Origin of the sequence: Fibrisoma limi BUZ 3, from assembly GCF_000296815.2 — a bacterium.
GTDB classification, from domain to species: domain Bacteria; phylum Bacteroidota; class Bacteroidia; order Cytophagales; family Spirosomataceae; genus Fibrisoma; species Fibrisoma limi.
The window spans coordinates 162,612-179,190 of sequence record NZ_CAIT01000005.1 but is presented as its reverse complement, the minus strand read 5'-3'; the positions used below and the strand labels follow the sequence as shown (position 1 = coordinate 179,190).

At 53.9% G+C, this 16,579-nt stretch carries 15 protein-coding genes; 6 read left to right on the top strand and 9 right to left on the bottom strand.

The window, feature by feature from the left end:
- Window positions 1–10: 10 nt before the first annotated feature.
- The 7 genes from BN8_RS05530 to BN8_RS05500 all read right to left on the bottom strand — a co-directional run bounded on the left by BN8_RS05530 (window position 11) and on the right by BN8_RS05500 (window position 7,052).
- Window positions 11–1,153 carry an aspartate aminotransferase family protein gene (locus BN8_RS05530; protein ID WP_009280830.1) on the bottom strand — a complete coding sequence of 381 codons (1,143 nt, stop codon included), beginning with the start codon at window positions 1,151–1,153 and terminating at the stop codon, window positions 11–13.
- A gap of 170 nt (window positions 1,154–1,323) precedes the next feature.
- Entirely contained in the window at window positions 1,324–2,052 is a 729-nt protein-coding gene (locus BN8_RS05525) for an alpha/beta fold hydrolase (protein WP_040005474.1), read from the bottom strand.
- 2 nt (window positions 2,053–2,054) lie between these two features.
- Complete coding sequence (locus tag BN8_RS05520) at window positions 2,055–2,696, bottom strand: hypothetical protein (protein ID WP_009280828.1); 642 nt, start codon at window positions 2,694–2,696, stop codon at window positions 2,055–2,057.
- A 156-nt stretch (window positions 2,697–2,852) separates the two neighbouring features.
- The gene (locus BN8_RS05515; protein ID WP_009280827.1) at window positions 2,853–3,455 is read right to left on the bottom strand and encodes a hypothetical protein; all 603 of its coding nucleotides are present in this window, start codon (window positions 3,453–3,455) and stop codon (window positions 2,853–2,855) included.
- A gap of 175 nt (window positions 3,456–3,630) precedes the next feature.
- A complete protein-coding gene (gene clpX, locus BN8_RS05510; protein ID WP_009280826.1) occupies window positions 3,631–4,863 on the bottom strand; it encodes an ATP-dependent Clp protease ATP-binding subunit ClpX in 1,233 nt (410 codons plus the stop codon).
- Window positions 4,864–5,092: 229 nt separating this feature from the next.
- The gene (locus BN8_RS05505) at window positions 5,093–6,253 is read right to left on the bottom strand and encodes a methionine aminotransferase (RefSeq protein ID WP_009280825.1); all 1,161 of its coding nucleotides are present in this window, start codon (window positions 6,251–6,253) and stop codon (window positions 5,093–5,095) included.
- A 121-nt stretch (window positions 6,254–6,374) separates the two neighbouring features.
- Window positions 6,375–7,052, bottom strand: a complete 678-nt coding sequence (locus BN8_RS05500; protein WP_009280824.1) for a ClpP family protease — start codon at window positions 7,050–7,052, stop codon at window positions 6,375–6,377.
- Window positions 7,053–7,184: 132 nt separating this feature from the next.
- Here BN8_RS05500 and BN8_RS05495 point away from each other — a divergent pair, with 132 nt between their 5' ends.
- The 3 genes from BN8_RS05495 (at window position 7,185) to BN8_RS05485 (ending at window position 10,381) form a co-directional block, all read left to right on the top strand.
- The gene (locus BN8_RS05495) at window positions 7,185–7,613 is read left to right on the top strand and encodes a helix-turn-helix domain-containing protein (RefSeq protein WP_009280823.1); all 429 of its coding nucleotides are present in this window, start codon (window positions 7,185–7,187) and stop codon (window positions 7,611–7,613) included.
- A 150-nt stretch (window positions 7,614–7,763) separates the two neighbouring features.
- Window positions 7,764–8,834 carry a M42 family metallopeptidase gene (locus BN8_RS05490; RefSeq protein ID WP_040005548.1) on the top strand — a complete coding sequence of 357 codons (1,071 nt, stop codon included), beginning with the start codon at window positions 7,764–7,766 and terminating at the stop codon, window positions 8,832–8,834.
- 200 nt (window positions 8,835–9,034) lie between these two features.
- Window positions 9,035–10,381, top strand: a complete 1,347-nt coding sequence (locus tag BN8_RS05485) for a dihydrolipoyl dehydrogenase family protein (RefSeq protein WP_009280821.1) — start codon at window positions 9,035–9,037, stop codon at window positions 10,379–10,381.
- 19 nt (window positions 10,382–10,400) lie between these two features.
- Here BN8_RS05485 and BN8_RS05480 read toward each other — a convergent pair whose 3' ends face one another.
- Together BN8_RS05480 and BN8_RS05475 are read right to left on the bottom strand one after the other, a co-directional pair.
- Complete coding sequence (locus BN8_RS05480; protein ID WP_040005473.1) at window positions 10,401–11,021, bottom strand: hypothetical protein; 621 nt, start codon at window positions 11,019–11,021, stop codon at window positions 10,401–10,403.
- Window positions 11,022–11,098: 77 nt separating this feature from the next.
- On the bottom strand, window positions 11,099–14,152 hold the full coding sequence (locus BN8_RS05475; RefSeq protein ID WP_009280819.1) for an outer membrane beta-barrel family protein: 3,054 nt from the start codon (window positions 14,150–14,152) through the stop codon (window positions 11,099–11,101).
- A 164-nt stretch (window positions 14,153–14,316) separates the two neighbouring features.
- Between BN8_RS05475 and BN8_RS05470 the strand changes: the two genes are divergently transcribed.
- The 3 genes from BN8_RS05470 (at window position 14,317) to BN8_RS05460 (ending at window position 16,561) form a co-directional block, all read left to right on the top strand.
- Window positions 14,317–14,853 carry a TrmH family RNA methyltransferase gene (locus BN8_RS05470; protein ID WP_009280818.1) on the top strand — a complete coding sequence of 179 codons (537 nt, stop codon included), beginning with the start codon at window positions 14,317–14,319 and terminating at the stop codon, window positions 14,851–14,853.
- Window positions 14,854–14,915: 62 nt separating this feature from the next.
- Window positions 14,916–15,440, top strand: coding sequence for a hypothetical protein (locus BN8_RS05465; protein WP_009280817.1), 525 nt, complete (start codon window positions 14,916–14,918; stop codon window positions 15,438–15,440).
- A gap of 230 nt (window positions 15,441–15,670) precedes the next feature.
- On the top strand, window positions 15,671–16,561 hold the full coding sequence (locus BN8_RS05460; protein WP_229367752.1) for a sensor histidine kinase: 891 nt from the start codon (window positions 15,671–15,673) through the stop codon (window positions 16,559–16,561).
- Window positions 16,562–16,579 lie beyond the last annotated feature (18 nt).

The window sequence follows — 16,579 nt, the reverse complement described above, 5'->3', positions numbered from 1 at the left end:
AAACTCTGCGTTACAGCTCAGCGCGCTCTGCGTTTAAACATCTCTCCAGTGCTTCCAGAAACAGGTCCGCTTCGTCGACGCCGATCGCTAGTGACGGCAATAACCGGATGGTATGCTTACCGGCTACGCCCGTGAACATCCGGTGATCGACCAGCAGTGATTTCCGCAGCGGTTCAACAGGGAAATCATATTCGATGCCAATCATCAGCCCCCGGCCACGCAGCTCCTTATACCCGCCAATCTGCTGGATACCGTTCATCAGGTAATCGCCCATGCGGACCGCGTTGTCGAGTAAGCCCTCGTCTTTCATGATGTCCAGTACCGCAATAGCCGCCGTACAGGCCAGGTGATTGCCGCCGAACGTAGTACCCAGCAGCCCGAACGACGCCTTGAACTTCGGCGAAATCAGTACGCCCCCGATCGGAAAGCCATTGCCCATACCCTTCGCGGTGGTGATAAGATCCGGTTCGATACCGCTGAACTGGTGGGAGAAAAACCGACCTGACCGACCGTAGCCACACTGCACGCCATCGAGGATCAGCACCGCTCCGGTTTCGTCGCAGCGCCGACGTAGTGTTTGCAAAAACTCGTCGGTGGCAACGTGAATCCCTCCCACTCCCTGAATCCCTTCGACAATTACGGCGCAGGTCTGATCCGTAATGCCGACCAGAGCGGCAGCAGAGTCATTGTACGGCAGGAACGTAACGTGCTGATTGTAGTTAACCGGCGCTACGATGGCCGGATTGTCGGTAGCGGCAACGGCTCCGGCGGTTCGGCCATGAAACGACTTCCGAAACGCAACAACCTGCGTACGACCATTATGAAACGACGCCAGTTTTAGAGCATTTTCGTTTGCCTCAGCACCGGAGTTACACAAAAACAGCGCAAAATCCGGATGACCACACATAGCCCCTAGCTTATCGGCCAGTTCCTGCTGCTGCGGAATACGTACGGAATTGGAATAAAATGAAATACGGTTAAGCTGATCGGTCAGCGCCTGCACGTAGCGCGGGTGCGTATGCCCCACCGAAATTACCGCATGACCGCCGTAGAGATCGAGGTACCGGTCGCCTTTAGTGTCCCACAAATAGCTGCCCTGTGCCCGAACAGGTTCAATATCGTACAGCGGATAAACGTTAAAAAGCTCTGCCATGAGAGGAGTAGATTACTGCTACGCACGTTGCTACCCCTTCTGCACTGCGGATAGCAAACGGAATTCATTAAACTGGGTGCAAGTTTACGGATTATCAAGTGAAAACCCCTTTAAAAAACAAAAAGGAAGCGATTTGCCTCCTTTATTATCATTTTTGAAAACGTATCGTATTACAGACGGTCGACAAACTGCCGAATGGCCGCCTGTGCCTGCTCTGGTTCCTCGATCATGCCCAGGTGCCCGGACGCATCGAGCACAACAAGCTCCGTATCGGCCGCCATTTCGGCCAGTTCATGGCTTTTCTCGGGCGGCACAATCTGATCATGCTGGCCGGTAACGATCAGTACCGGGTAGGCAGCATTCTTCAGTACGTGGGTCCGATCCGGCCGCGACAACATAGCCCGAATACCAGCCTGCAGAGCCTGGGGCGGTATCACACTATTGAGCTCGATTAACGCATGAACCTTTTCGCTCATCGCATCCCGGTTATCCGGCGCAAACATGTTCGGTATCGCCGTTTCCAGAAATGAGCGCGTACCATCCTCGTCCAGTTTCCGAATCACTTGTCGCCGTTGCTCTTTCTTCGGTTCATCATCAGCGAAAGCCGTGGAGTGAAACAGGCCAAGTCCCTGAATCATATCCGGGTATTTTTCAGCGAACGCCAGGGCAATGTAGCCGCCCATCGAGTGCCCAATCACAGCACATTTATCCACCTGACCATTCTGCAACCGGCCGTACAGATCTTCAGCGTAGGCTTCGATCGTACTGTGGTTTGTGAGCCGCGAAAAATCCGGTCGCAGCACCCGCGCATCTGTAGACAAACCGGCGTAGATGCCGTCCCAGATGGAAGCATCTACGCCATGACCATGGAGTAACACCAAAGCGACTGACTCGCTCATCATCAGGCGTTAACAAGATCCAGGATAATCAGGACAAGGCCCGCAATCAATGCAATCAGACCGATAGTGGCTCCGATCCCATTGCCAACCAGCAGCAGAATCAAACCGATGATACCAATGATCAGACCCGCTTTCAGCAGGGTGGTTGCCATCGTTTTCTTGGTTTTGTCCGGAGCCATTTTGCTCTTAATCTGCTTGTCGATCCGCTTGACCATAGCCCGTTCGAACAGGTTCAGCTTCTTCGCTGAGGTCGTTGTATTGAGGGTAGTCGCTTCTTTCTGGCTGACGGTGTTCATCAGGTTTTTCACCCGATTCATCCGCTTTTCCAGCTTTTTGTTCGTAGCCAGTTTGTTGTCATTACGAACATAAGCTTCCACCTGATCCAGCGCCACTTGCGCCTGGGCAACCTGAGCCGCCGGGGTAGCCGTTTCAGCGGCAGCCACTTCGGCCGGTGCCGACTCAACAGGCGTTGCTGCGCTTTCCGTAACAGCTACTGACGGCGTAGCAGCTACCGTTTCCGTTGTCTGCGCCCGGAATTGTTCGCGCTGGCTCGGCTGAAAGTAGGCAACCGGACGGCTGCATGAAGAGAAAACGGCAACGCCCAACAGGGCTGCACAGAGATGTTTAGTGAAAGAAGTACTCATTAATAGTAAGATTTAACGTGAGAAGAATTATGATTCACCACAACAACAGTCCTTGCATTACTTTGTTGTGTTTCGCTCAAAAAAACGAGTGAACGTCTGAAAAAGCAGAATACAGCGCGTTTACCCTATTTTTTCTACAGGCATTACGCTGTATCACTAGAGCAATCCGACCAATAAGATGATCGCGCCGGCCAGCAACGCAATGACACCGATGGTGTTGGCGGTTCCGGCGGTGAGCAGAATCAGCAGCAAACCGATGATGACTACCACGGCGCCCGTTGCCAGAATTGTTGTGTTGGCCGTAGCTTTTTTAGGAGCCAGCTTCTTATGAATCTGCTTATCTAACTTCTTGGTCATCAACCGCTCAACGAGGGTTATCTTGCGGGTATTGGTAGCTTTTGTAGAAGCAACAGCCGACTGATTCTGCCCGGCGGCCGTCAGCAGTTGCTGCACCTTCGCCAGCCGTTTCTGTACCTTCCGACTCTCGACCAGTTTATTGTCATTTTTAGCAACGGCATCGTTCAGTTGCTGCTGCACGGCCTGAATGCCTGGCGTTGAAGCGGGTTGTACTGATGTCGACGGCACATCAAGCGATACCGGTGCTTCCGGGGTGGTTGTACTGACTGGCGTTTCTACCGCTTTGGCCGTTGTAAAATACTCGCGGTCAGCACGTTGAAAAGTAGCGTAGGGACGGCTACAGGCCATAAAAAAACTGGCACTCATCAGTACCAGCAGGTAGCGTTGTGTACTAATTTTCATAATTTGAGTGTTTATTGTTGTGTAAATTGTTTGGGACTCCCTACACAACTGACACTCCTCTGGTTTGTTATGATTGCCCCTGATATATGATTGAATGGAAAAGATAACGCCCGGCTTCTGCAAGGAAGCCGGGCGTTATTATAACTCGCTAAAAGCCAGAAGTACAGACGTTTATCTATGCCACCGAGCGTAAGGTATATGTACTGGTTTTACCAAATTTCTCGCGGGCATATTCCAGACTGATTGTCAATTCATTTACACCCGCTTGCGACGGCATTTCAAACATCGCGTCGGTGATGATGGATTCGCAGATTGAGCGTAGTCCACGGGCTCCGAGGTTATATTGCAACGCCTGATCGACAATGTAGTTCAGGGCGCTATCGTCCCAGAGGAGTTTGATTCCTTCCATCTGGAACAGTTTTTCATACTGCTTCGTGATCGCGTTCCGGGGTTCGGTCAGGATACGCATCAGCGCTTCCCGATCCAGCGGTTCCAGATACGTCAGCACCGGCAGCCGCCCGATCAGTTCCGGGATTAGTCCGTATGACTTTAGATCGAGCGCCGAGATGTAGCGCATCAAGTGGCCTTTCTCGAACGTATCATTCAGACGACGGTCGCCGGAGAAGCCGATAGGACGGGTGTTGATCCGCTTGGTGATATGCCGGTCAATACCGTCAAAAGCTCCCCCGCAGATGAACAGGATGTTTTCAGTGTTGAGGGCGATCATCCGCTGATCGGGGTGCTTACGGCCACCCTGGGGCGGTACGTTCACGACCGATCCTTCCAGCAGTTTCAACAATGCCTGCTGAACGCCCTCTCCGCTGACGTCGCGGGTGATACTGGGATTATCCGACTTGCGGGCGATCTTGTCGATTTCGTCGATGTAAACGATACCCCGTTCGGCGGCCTCCACGTTGTAATCGGCAGCCTGCAACAGGCGCGTCAGAATCGTTTCTACGTCTTCGCCCACGTAACCCGCTTCCGTGATCACCGTAGCATCAGCAATGCAGAACGGAACTTCGAGGATTTTGGCAATGGAGCGGGCCAGATACGTTTTGCCGGTTCCCGTCTCGCCCACCATAATGATGTTCGATTTCTCAATCGTTACCTCATCCTGGGTTTTGGGCTGCATGAGCCGCTTGTAGTGGTTGTATACGGCAACGGTAATTGCCTTCTTAGCCTCATCCTGACCAATAACGTACTGATCGAGGTGGCGCTTCATTTCTACGGGCTTGATCAGGTTGAAATGAACCTCACTGGGTTCGCTTCGCCGGGGACGCATTTCTTCCAGCACCACCTGGTGCCCCTGCTCAATGCAGTAGTTACAGATGTGCGCGTCTATCCCCGACAGCAGCAGCATCACCTCGTTTTTGCGCCGTCCGCAGAACGAGCAACTGATTTGTGGCATGTACGTTTGCAGTGTAAATATTCTGGTTATACCCAGCTACTCAGCCAGTAAGAAGCTATTCGCTGGGACTCGTTCAACTATTCGTTTAAAGTCTTTGTTGGTAAAATCCTGCCAAAAAAGCGCGATGAGTTAGGATTTGGCTACCTAGTAAAAGCAAATTTATCCATCGGTAGGTTAGTAACCAACCGCTACTATACATAAACTCACGAAACCTTTATTAATCGGTTATTTATAAGCGACTTAATCGTTCGCCGGCCCGCAGCAGCAGTTCGTCGTCTTTGGCAAAGCAGAAGCGCAGTAACTGATAATCATTCCGTTGCTGATAAAACACCGATACGGGAACAGAAGCAATGCCGATCTCCTTCGTCAGCCGGATGGCCAGATCATAATCAGGTTCGTCGGTGATCCCGGCGTATGAAAGAATCTGGAAGAAACTCCCCTCGGCGGGCTTGAACCGAAACCGCGATCCGCTGATGCTGTCGAGAAACAGGTTGCGCTTGCGTTCGTAGAAAGCCGGTAACGACTCGTAGTGCTCAGGAACGCTAAGAAAATCGGCCAGGGCGTACTGCATGGGCGTAACGGTGCTGAATGTCAGGAACTGGTGCACCTTCCGAAACTCGGTCGTCAGCCCGGCGGGTGCCAGGCAGTAGCCAATTTTCCAGCCTGTGATGTGAAACGTCTTACCAAACGAACCGCAGATAAACGTTCGTTCCCGTAGCACCGGGTGGGTCATGAGCGAGTGATGGGTCCGACCCTCGAAGAGGATGTGTTCATACACTTCATCGCTTACTACCCAGATCGGTTTATCCTGAACAATGTCGGCCAGTTGGTTCAGGTCATCGGTAGTCCAGACACGGCCCGTTGGGTTGTGGGGCGTATTGACCATGATCAGCCGCGTTCTGTCGGTTACTTTACTACGTACCTCTTCCCAGTCAATCAGGTAATCGGGTGGCGTCAGGGTTACGAAAACGGGACTACCACCGTTCAGTTCAACCGCTGGTACGTAGCTATCGTAGGCAGGTTCGAACACCAACACCTCGTCGCCAGGCCGGACTACAGCGGCCACGGCAGCATACAGAGCCTCGGTTGCGCCGGACGTAACGGTGATTTCCGTTTCGGGGTCGTAGCTCACCCCATACGCAGCCAGTGTTTTATGAGCCAGAGCCTCCCGCAACGCCGGAACACCCGCCATGGGCGCATACTGATTGGCTCCCTTGCGCAGGTACTTCTCGACCAGCGCTACCAGATCGGGCGAGCAGTCGAAACTGGGAAATCCCTGTGATAAATTAATAGCACCAGTGTCCTGCGCCAGTCGGGACATGACCGTAAAAATGGTCGTTCCGACGTTGGGCAGTTTTGAGGGCAACAGATGGCGAGACGGCGTAATCATGCGATGGTTGAATCCGGTTGGTCGGATGCCCGGCAAAAATCGGAGTTGTGCGCAAAACAAAAAAGCGAAGGGATCTGGAAGTCCCTTCGCTTCGGCTTAGCTGGTTTCTCTCGTCGGAGGCTTACGCGCGATCCCGGCGCAGCACTTCGTCGATCAGACCGTATTCTTTAGCTTCTTCGGCCCGCATCCATTTGTCGCGGTCCGAATCTTTTTCAATCTGCTCAACCGACTTGCCCGAGTGATTGGCAAGAATGGTGTACAGTTCTTCCCGCAGCTTCACAATCTCACGGGCGGTGATTTCAATATCCACCGACTGCCCCTGCGCACCACCCGACGGCTGGTGAATCATGATACGAGCATGCGGCAACGCAGAACGCTTACCGGCAGCACCACCGGCCAGCAATACGGCTCCCATGGACGCGGCCAGGCTTGTGCAGACCGTGGCTACATCCGGGCGGACATACTGCATGGTGTCGTAGATGCCCAGACCGGCATATACAGAGCCACCAGGGCTGTTGATATACATCAGAATATCTTTCTTCGGATCGGCTGATTCGAGGAAGAGCAACTGCGCTACGATGATGTTCGCAATGTTGTCATCTACGGGTAGGCCCATGAAAATAATCCGGTCGGCCATCAGACGCGAGAACACGTCAACTTCCCGGAAATTCATCGGGCGCTCTTCAATAACGGCGCGGGTCATGTTGTTGATGGTGTGGTTCATGTACCCATCTACGGTCAGGCCATTGAGGCCCATATGATGCACCGCAAACTTGCGGAATTCCTGTTCTTGATTCATATTGTGGTTACTCCTTTGGTTTGAAACGAATAAAGGTTGATGTAAGTTCGAGAATTCTTTCTCTGCAAAAATGCGTTATCCCCGTAAAAAGTACTATCGGTTACGGTTTAGATTTTATCGTACATACTTGATATGAAGACATCTGTCAGCGAACGAATCCGCCTGCAACGGCTCCAGCGCGGCTATTCGCAGGAAAACATGGCCGATTTATTGAGCTTATCGACTACGGCCTACGGTGACATCGAACGGGGGAAAACCGATTTAACGCTCTCGCGCCTGACCCAGATTGCGCAGGTATTGAACGTATCGCCCCTGATTCTGCTGACTGACGAGGCCATTCCCACACCCGCCGTTGAGGTTGTGCCGGCCGAACCGACCGTCGAGCACGAACTCGAAACGCTGCGGCTGACGATCGAGAAGCAACAACTGGAAATAGAAAAGCTCCGGCTGGAGGTCGAGAACTACAAACGCAAATACGAGGACCGGATTGCCTTCGAACTGGCCCGCGCCCTGGGTCTCGGGCAGAATCTGGAGCAAAGTCGGCAGCGCATTGGGTTTTAGATAAACGGCTCACTCGATCCGGACATTAACCGACCATCTGGCTTTGTTCGGATAAAAAAGGTCGTTTCTTTTGCAAAATTCCCCGGCGGGTAGCGTCAGATGCTGGCCGCCGTTTCATCTACTCTGCATTTATTCCTGACACACAAACTGATGACTGAACAAAGTAAAGCCTTCCTGTATCAGTACCTTAACAATGCCTCGCCCACCGGCTTCGAATCGTCGGGGCAGCAGATTTGGTTAGATTATATCAAGCCCTACACTGACGAGTACATTGTCGATACGTATGGCACGGCCGTGGGCGTCATAGGGTCTGGTAAAGATTATAGCGTCGTGATTGAAGCCCACTCCGACGAGATTTCGTGGTTCGTCAACTACATCGACGACAACGGCTACCTGTTCGTCCGGCGCAACGGCGGTTCCGACGCGGTGATTGCCCCGTCGATGCGGGTAAACCTTCACACGAAAAAAGGCGTCGTTACGGGTGTTTTCGGCTGGCCGGCCATCCACGTCCGCGATCTGGCCAAAGACACCGCCCCCAAAGTAACCGACCTGTTTATCGACGTGGGCGCGGCTACGAAGCAGGAAGTGCTCGACATGGGTATTCATGTCGGTACGGTTTGCACGTTCTCCGATGGCCTGACGGAGATGAACAACCGCTACTACGTGGGCCGGGCGCTCGACAATCGCATGGGCGGCTTCATGATTGCGGAGGTGGCCCGGCAATTGAAAGAAAACAACATCACGCTGCCTTACACGCTGTACGTAGTTAACTCCGTGCAGGAAGAGATTGGGTTACGGGGGGCCGAAATGATCGCCCACCGGCTCAAACCTAACCTGGCTATCTGCACCGACGTTACGCACGACACGCAGTCGCCTAAGTACGACAAAAAAGAGCAGGGTGACCTGAAATGCGGGGATGGCCCGGTGCTGTGCTACGGTCCGGCCGTGCAGAACAACGTCCTGGATTTCATCATCAACGTAGCAGAGCAGCAGCAGATTCCGTTCCAGCGCCAGGCGGTCAGCCGCTCAACCGGCACCGACACCGACGCCTTTGCCTACGCCAGTGAGGGCATCGCTTCAGCCCTAATCTCGCTGCCGTTGAAGTATATGCACACCACCGTCGAAACCGTTCACATGGACGACGTGCAGAACGTAGTCCGGCTGATGTACGAAACGCTGCTGGCTCTGAAGGGCGGGGAAGATTTCCGGTACATTAAATAGCACTGGCTAAGCATTTATAACTACCCTCTATAAACGTACAAACCCCTCCTGACTTACTGCCGGGAGGGGTTTGTACGTTTATAGAGGCTTATTACTGGGAGCAAGCTCCCTAACCTTTGCTCTGGATTGTGGTTAATTAGTTGGGTATATACGTTTGATTCCCATCGATTCACCAGACTGCCTGCCTGTCAGGCGTACGTATGCAACAATTCGACGCGATTGTGATCGGTACCGGTACCGCCGGTAAGAGCACGGCCGAACAGCTCCACCAGGCCGGCAAGTCCGTAGCCATCATTGACAAACTCCCCTTCGGCGGTACGTGCTCCCAGCGCGGCTGCGACCAAAAAAAGATACTTGTAGGAGCCTCTGAACTGGTTGCCCGGTCCGGGCGCATGCGCGAGAACGGCATAGCAACCGCAGCCCGAATCGACTGGCCAGAACTGATCCGGTTCAAGCGAACGTTCACCGACCCCATACCCGAAAAAACCGAGCAGCAATTTGCCGAAGCCGGGATTACGGCCTTCCACGGCACGGCCCGCTTCATTGCGCCCAATGCGGTTCAAGTAGGCGACACGCAGTTGCAGGCCGATCACATTGTCATTGCCGCCGGAGCTCGCCCGGCCCCGCTCGGCATTCCCGGCGAAGAGCTGTTAACTGACAGTTCGGGCTTTATGGAACTGGAGCAGTTGCCCAATGACATTGTGATGGTAGGTGGCGGCTACATCGCCTTTGAGTTTGCACACGTAGCGAGCCAGGCCGGTGCCAAAGTGACCATCGTGCATCAGGGCGAACGGCCCTTGGAGCCTTTTGACCCGGATCTGGTCAAGTTGCTGGTCAAAGCCACCGAAGACATGGGCATTTCCATTCTCCTGAATGCCGAGGTCGTTTCGGTGGCGGGTGAGCCGGGTGCCTTCCGCGTCGGTATAAAGCAGCAGGGGCAGGAACGCTCGCTAAACACCAGTCTGGTTGTCCACACGGCTGGCCGACCGGCCGACTTACTGGACCTGGACCTCGACAAGGCTGGGGTAGACTATAACGAAAAGGGCGTAGCCGTCAACGAGTTTCTGCAAAGTCCATCCAACCCGGCTGTCTATGCCTGCGGGGATGTGGCCGAAAAGGGGCTTCCCCTAACCCCGGTAGCCTCGTGGGAGGCAGACATCGTCGCGGCCAACATTCTGAACGGTAATCAGCAGCGTTACACCGAAACGGCCGTTCCGTCGGTGGTGTTCACCTGGCCAGATCTGGCTACCGTAGGCATGAGCGAAGAAGCAGCCAGAAAGTCCGGCAAAACCATACGAGTATCCTTCAGCGAAACCACCGACTGGTACGAATCCCGGCGAATTAATGAACCGATTTCAGGCTATAAGCTGCTTATTGACGAAGACGCCGGCCTGCTGGTAGGCGCTCACCTCCTCGGGGTCGGTAGCGACGAGCTGATCAACGTACTGACCCTGGCCATCAATCACAAGATTCCGGTCGAGAGCCTGCGTACTACCTTGTTTGCCTACCCTACCCGCGCATCAGGCTTAGCGTCGATGTTAAAGTAATTAAGTTACTACGTTAAGCTCATTGTTTGGCCGCACTCGGCGTAGTTGACTGGGGCGGGTTAATCATAATGTGCGCCCGGTGCGTGCCAGGGTCCATGATCCAGGGCATGCCGGGTGCTTCGGGTTTTAGGGGCAGTCCGGTGCTCTCGGCTGTTGCGTAGGGGATGTACACGACGTAGCGCAGGTACGTGTCCTTCACATCGCCCGTGGCCTGGTCGTAATTTTCGTCCTTGGCCGACAATACGTAGAGCGTCGTCGGCTGTTTGGGCATTTTCCACTTCCCCGCTTTTACTTCCTGCTCACGGATGGTTAGCACATCGCCCGGTTTTTTCCCCTCCTGCTGCAACTCCCGGCCCCGTTTCATAAACGGCTCCAGATCACGGTGGTAACAGGAAGCACTAAATCCTTTTTTGGCGGGATCATCGGCAAGACAGACCATGTCGTTGGTTCCTTTCCGGAGTACAACAAAGGCACCTTTCGCATCGTAGCCATAGACCATGGCCCCGTCGCGTTTGTCGGCCGGCGCGGCCAGCACCGCCGTTTTGATCTGAATCTCCGGGGATGGTTGCGCCGATGTTCCCTGCGCAAAGGCGGCTGCGCTTACGGTTGACAGGGCAGCGATGAGTAAACCTGTTTTCATGACAGACGTAGTTTCTGTTACAAGACCAGACCGCCCCATACCTACTCAATAACCGGCCTACAGGTCAACAACACCGTTTAGAATGGACGTCGGCCGCCACGCTCGCCCCCACCCGGCCTGTTACCAGGGCCATTGGGCGAAAACTCCCGGTTCATCCGGCGAAACTGCCGCTCCTGGCCGTCCTGCGACTGGTTTGGCTGACCGCCCCCACCGAACCGCCGTAAGGTGTACACGAAACTGACGGTGAAGTACCGGTTCAGTACCCGGCTCTGTATCTCTTCGACGTAGGTTTCGGTCACGTTCCGGACAATGCTTCGGTTCTGGTTCAGCAGGTCGAACACCTGTAGCCGCAGTTCCCCCTGCTTCTGCTTGAAAAACTGTCGCGATAGAGTCGCATTCCACAGCACAAACGACTGGTTGAAGTTCCCCGTCCGGCCGCCGTAGTTATTGTACGTTACGTTCGAGTTAAACGTAAAGCGCAGGGGCAACTGATAGAACAGATCGAGCGTAGCGGTCTGGTTGAGAAAGGTGGTCGGTCCGGCGCTCCGGTTCTGCTGCGTCTGAATGGAATACCGCGCCGTCTGGAAATTGATCGACCCCGACAGGTTCACGTCCAGTTTTTCGCTGATGTTGGTGTTCAGTCCGATTCGCTGCCCCACCGACCAGTTTTGCGACCGGTTCTGCTGCCCGTTGATAAAGCTTAGCCCCTGGTTGTAGTTCAGGTTTGTACCCAGATTCAGGTTCACGCGCTGCTCCTTCAGCATCAACGGCCGCCCGAAGGATAAGAAGCCGTTCAGACTGTAATAACCATCGGTATTGATAGGCTGGGTCGTTTGCGCGCCGGCTCGGGTAAACGTCGTGGCATTAACAATCTTGTTGTCCGTCCGGCTGGCGTTCAGCGACACAAACATGCTCCGGAACGTAGCGGGTTGGAACCGATTGTAGTTCAGTGAAACGTTATGGCTGTATTCCGGTTGCAGGTTGGCGTTCCCCAGCCGGATGTTCAGCGGATTGGTGTTGTCGGGTACCGGTTGCAGTTGGTTCACGCTCGGCGCGTTGATGCGCGTCCGGTAATTGATGTTCAGGCTCCGGTTCTTGTCGAACGTGTACGTGAACAAAGCATTCGGCAGTACGTTCGTGAACGTCCGCGTAAAGCTCGTATCGCGCGTCTGGTTATCGGAACTCAAACCGGCCTGCTGCACATCTACCCCCAGCGCGTAGAAGAATTTTGTCTGCCGGGTCTGCCATGTCACCCCCGCCCGGTTGGTCATGAACGTATTGATAAAGCGGTTACTCAGCAGCGCGTTCGGCTGGTCGTATTGACCAGTCGCTTCGTTGTAGTCGGCTACGGTGCGGTTGGAAGTATTCCGGTTGTTCGACAGCGCGTAATGCAGTTCCAGCGTCTGTTTCAACGACAGCGGCTCCGTATAGGTCAGATTTACGCCGTTGGTCATCGAGCGTGTCTGCTGCTCGTTGCGCTGGTTAATCTCCCGCGAAAACAACCCGGATGCGGAGGTCGTGCTGCCCGGACCTTCCGTGCCCGGCAGGGGCGTGTTTGGCGTCGCAAACGAATTGACTGACCGGTTAAATCCTTCGTTGCTCTGGTTGCTCACATTCATGTTCCAGTTCAGCGATACGGTGCGGCCCCGCTTGCGGAACCGATGCAGCAACAGGACGTTGTTGCTACCGTTCAACCCGCTGCCGGTCGATGAATAATTGGTATTGCTCGTGTTTACCAGAGCACCCGTGGCATCCACCGTCCGGGCATCGCTCTGGCTTTCGTAGCTTGAATTCAGCCACGAGAAGTTGGGCAAAATCCGTAACGTAGTCAGGGAGTCGATTTTGTATTCAAAGCGCAGGTTAAACCGGTGGTTCGTGTTACTGATTTCCGATCCGTTCTGCCGGTTTGTCACAAAAGCCGAATCGACCCGGCTGGTTCCGGTTGTAGACGAATTAGGCGATGTTTCGCTCGGTAATACGTTCTCCCGTCGGCTGCGCTGGTCGGTAAACGTATTGGTGTTGGTTAAGAAATAACTCCCGGCCACCTCGATCTTTTTCCCCCATGCATCCCGGTAGTTCAATCCACCGGCCAGCGACCGGGTAATGGCGTTGTTGTTACCGCCAAAGCCAAGCGATCCGCCCCCACCCCGACCAATTGCGCCCCCGCCCCCCGTCCGGGCCGACAAGGCCCCCGGCCCGGAACCAACTCCGCCCCCTAAGCCCAGGTCCTGGGCTGAAAAACCCTGCTGGTTAATATTGTTGGCCATGCCCATTACCGAAAACTGCCGGCCATTATTAAACCGGTTCAGATTCAGGCGGGCAAAGTACCGCGGATCATCGCCCGGCAGGCCATCACCGGGACGCGGCCCGATACCCACAGCCTGCTGCCCAAACGTTCCCTTACGACGGTCGCGCCGGGTCGTGATGTTGATTGTTACCTCACGTTCGCCATCGTCAACGCCCGAAAACTGCGACTGCTCGGAGCGCTGGTCGTACACCTGAACCTTATCGATAATCTCAGCGGGCAGATTTCGGGTTGCCATCTTGGGATCATCGCCGAAGAACGGTTTCCCATCCACCAGTATCTTTTTGACATCTTTACCCTTGGCTTTGACGGCACCGTCGCCGTCTACCTCCACGCCGGGCAGTTTTTTGAGCAGATCCTCAACCGGCGCATTCGGCTGAGTTTTGAACGATCCGGCGTTGAATTCAACCGTATCGCCCTTGACAGCTACAGGGGCGCGTTCGCCCTGCACGGATACTTCCCCGAGCGTCTGCGACTGTGGCACCAGGTCAAACGTACCGACATCGACACTCGGGCTGGCGGTTGTAATCACGGCCCGTTTCAGACGGCTACGGTACCCTACAAACGTAACCACGACCCGGTAGCGCCCTTCGGCCAGGTTGCGGAACGCGAACTTCCCCGCGGCATCGGTAATGGCAAAGGAAACAAGGGCTGAGTCCCGGGCGGCCAATACCGACACCGAGGCTTCGGACAACGGCTGGCGGGTCAGGGAGTCCATTACCGTTCCGACAATAGAACCTGGTCCCTGCTTAGCAGTAGATGGGGATTGCCCCGCTGCTTCACGTACCAATACTAAACCCAGCAGAGCTAACAGCAGCAGGCGCATGCGATGGATATTGTTTAGGCCAAAGGAGATGGTGTATACGAATGCATAGAGATAAATCCATAAGAAAACGTTGCATCACATCTACCGATTTTAGTGGATATGTTTTTTAGGGTTATCAACTGGCAGGAGCCTTGTATTTTTGCTCCTTATCAGTTTTACACAACATGCCCCGAAAAGTAAGCGTCGATGAATTAAACCGCTTGTCGGTTGATGCCTTCAAGCAAGCCACTAAATTCCCTTTCTGCCTGATTCTGGACGATATACGTAGTCTTAACAACGTAGGTTCCGTTTTCCGGACGGCTGATGCCTTTCGGGCCGAGATGATATACCTGTGCGGTATCACCGGTGTCCCTCCCCACCGCGACATTACCAAAACGGCGCTGGGCGCTACGGAATCAGTCGCCTGGACCTACGCGCCCGATGTCTCTTCCCTGACGAAACAACTGCAATCGGAGGGTTGGGTAATTGCCGCAATTGAACAGGCGGAGGGTAGTACTTCGCTACTGAATTTTGAGCCGGCCGTCAACAAAAAGTACGCATTCGTGTTAGGCAATGAGGTAACGGGAGTCAGCGATGCCGTTATTAATACCGCCGACATTGTGCTGGAAATCCCTCAATTCGGCACCAAGCACTCCCTCAACGTAGCTGTCAGCGCTGGAATTGTCTGCTGGAATTTTATCCAAAATGTAACAAAAACTTAACATAGAATTTTTGAATATCCGGAATAAAGCGTAGTCATTTGCAAATTTTTCCATTTTAAATCATGGCAAACAAAGAAACAAAAACGAAACAACAGGCGCTGGCTTCCGACATCATTCACTCAATCGAATCTAAACTCAGTGAAGCTGGTGAGTCCAGCAAAAAGATCAAGAAGTCAATTGAAAAATCAGCCGAAAAGTTGGCTAAGAAATTGACGAAATTGCTCTCCAAAGACGAGAAGAAAAAGGCAAAAGACCCGGCTAAAAAGGCGGACGTAAAGGCCAAAAAGGATCAGAAGAAGGCCAAGAAAAACGCTGAAAAAGCCGACAAGAACGCCCAGCGATCGGCCAACAAAAAAGCGAAGGAAGACGTGACACCCGTTGCCCAGACGAACGGCCAGTCGACCGAAACCCCTAAGCCAACCAAACCGGAACCGCGTCCAGCTCCGGCTCGGAACCGCAGCACCACCCCGGCCCCCAAGCCTGCACCCGCCAACCGCAAGCCGTCGGTATCGACGCCAGTTACCGTCGACACGACTACACAGGCACCCGCCAACGCAACCGAACCGTCGTCGACTGATAACGCTTAACAAAAAAATAACCACTTACTGGTTATGAAGCCCGCCCCCTGGCGGGCTTTTTTTCTCTCAGGCTCTTGCTTTTATGATCATTTTATATGGACATTTACGTAACCGAACTTGTACTAATCGTTAATAGACTCAGTATTCTCTAGCGGGTTTGAGTACATTTAGCATCCTTAGTTGCCGATTCTATGGTTCAACGCTCTACTATAATATCTTTACTAACTTTTGCTTTACTATTGTCAGCACTCACGGCGGGGCTACTGTATCTTAATTGGCCTTCGTCCGTACCGACAAGTCCACGCCTGATCGGTTCGTCAAGGTGGGTGGCGGTGTTTCTGCTTGCAGTCGTTTCGCAGGTGTTACTGGCCTACGCGCTCTGGTGTCTGCTGCGGTGGAGACAGCGCTCGGCCGTGCAGACGGAAGTATTGCACGCCATCGTGCATGAATTTCAAACCCCGATTGCCGCCATCCGGATGGCGTCCGACATTCTGGATTCACCCATTGCCCGAAACCAGCCCGAGCGCACGGAGAAATACATGCGGATCATCCGCGAAGAGACCGAGCGACTGCAGCACCAGGTCGAAACCATGCTCACCCTGGCCCGGGCCGATCGCAATACGTTAATTCTGAATCCGGAGCCGATTTCCATCCATTTGCTGCTGCGGTCGGTATCGGAGCGGTACGAAGACTACGTACGCTTGTGTCTGATGGCGCCCGAAATGCGGCTGCTGGCCGATCGGCTCCACCTGACCAACGTATTGCACAACCTACTGGATAATGCGGTCAAATACAGCACCGGCCAGCCGGAAATCACCATACACACGGAGATTAACCCCGATGGATTACTGATCGCGATCAGCGACCGGGGTGTGGGCATTCCGGCGCATTTGCAGATGCGTATCTTTCATCCGTTTTTTCGGGTCCATAATGATAACCAGCCGAGTGTAAAAGGCTTTGGACTTGGCCTGAGCTACGTTCAGCGCATCGTTCAGTCGCACCAGTGGAAGATCAATGTACGAAGCACGGTAGGCGAAGGCAGTGAATTTATGATTCAGGTTCCCACTGCTTCGTTACTAGCCCCGGTAACAACCTCGTCCCCTACGTCTGCTTCCCGGCAGCGTGCCTGACAAGAAAAGGCGCTGGTC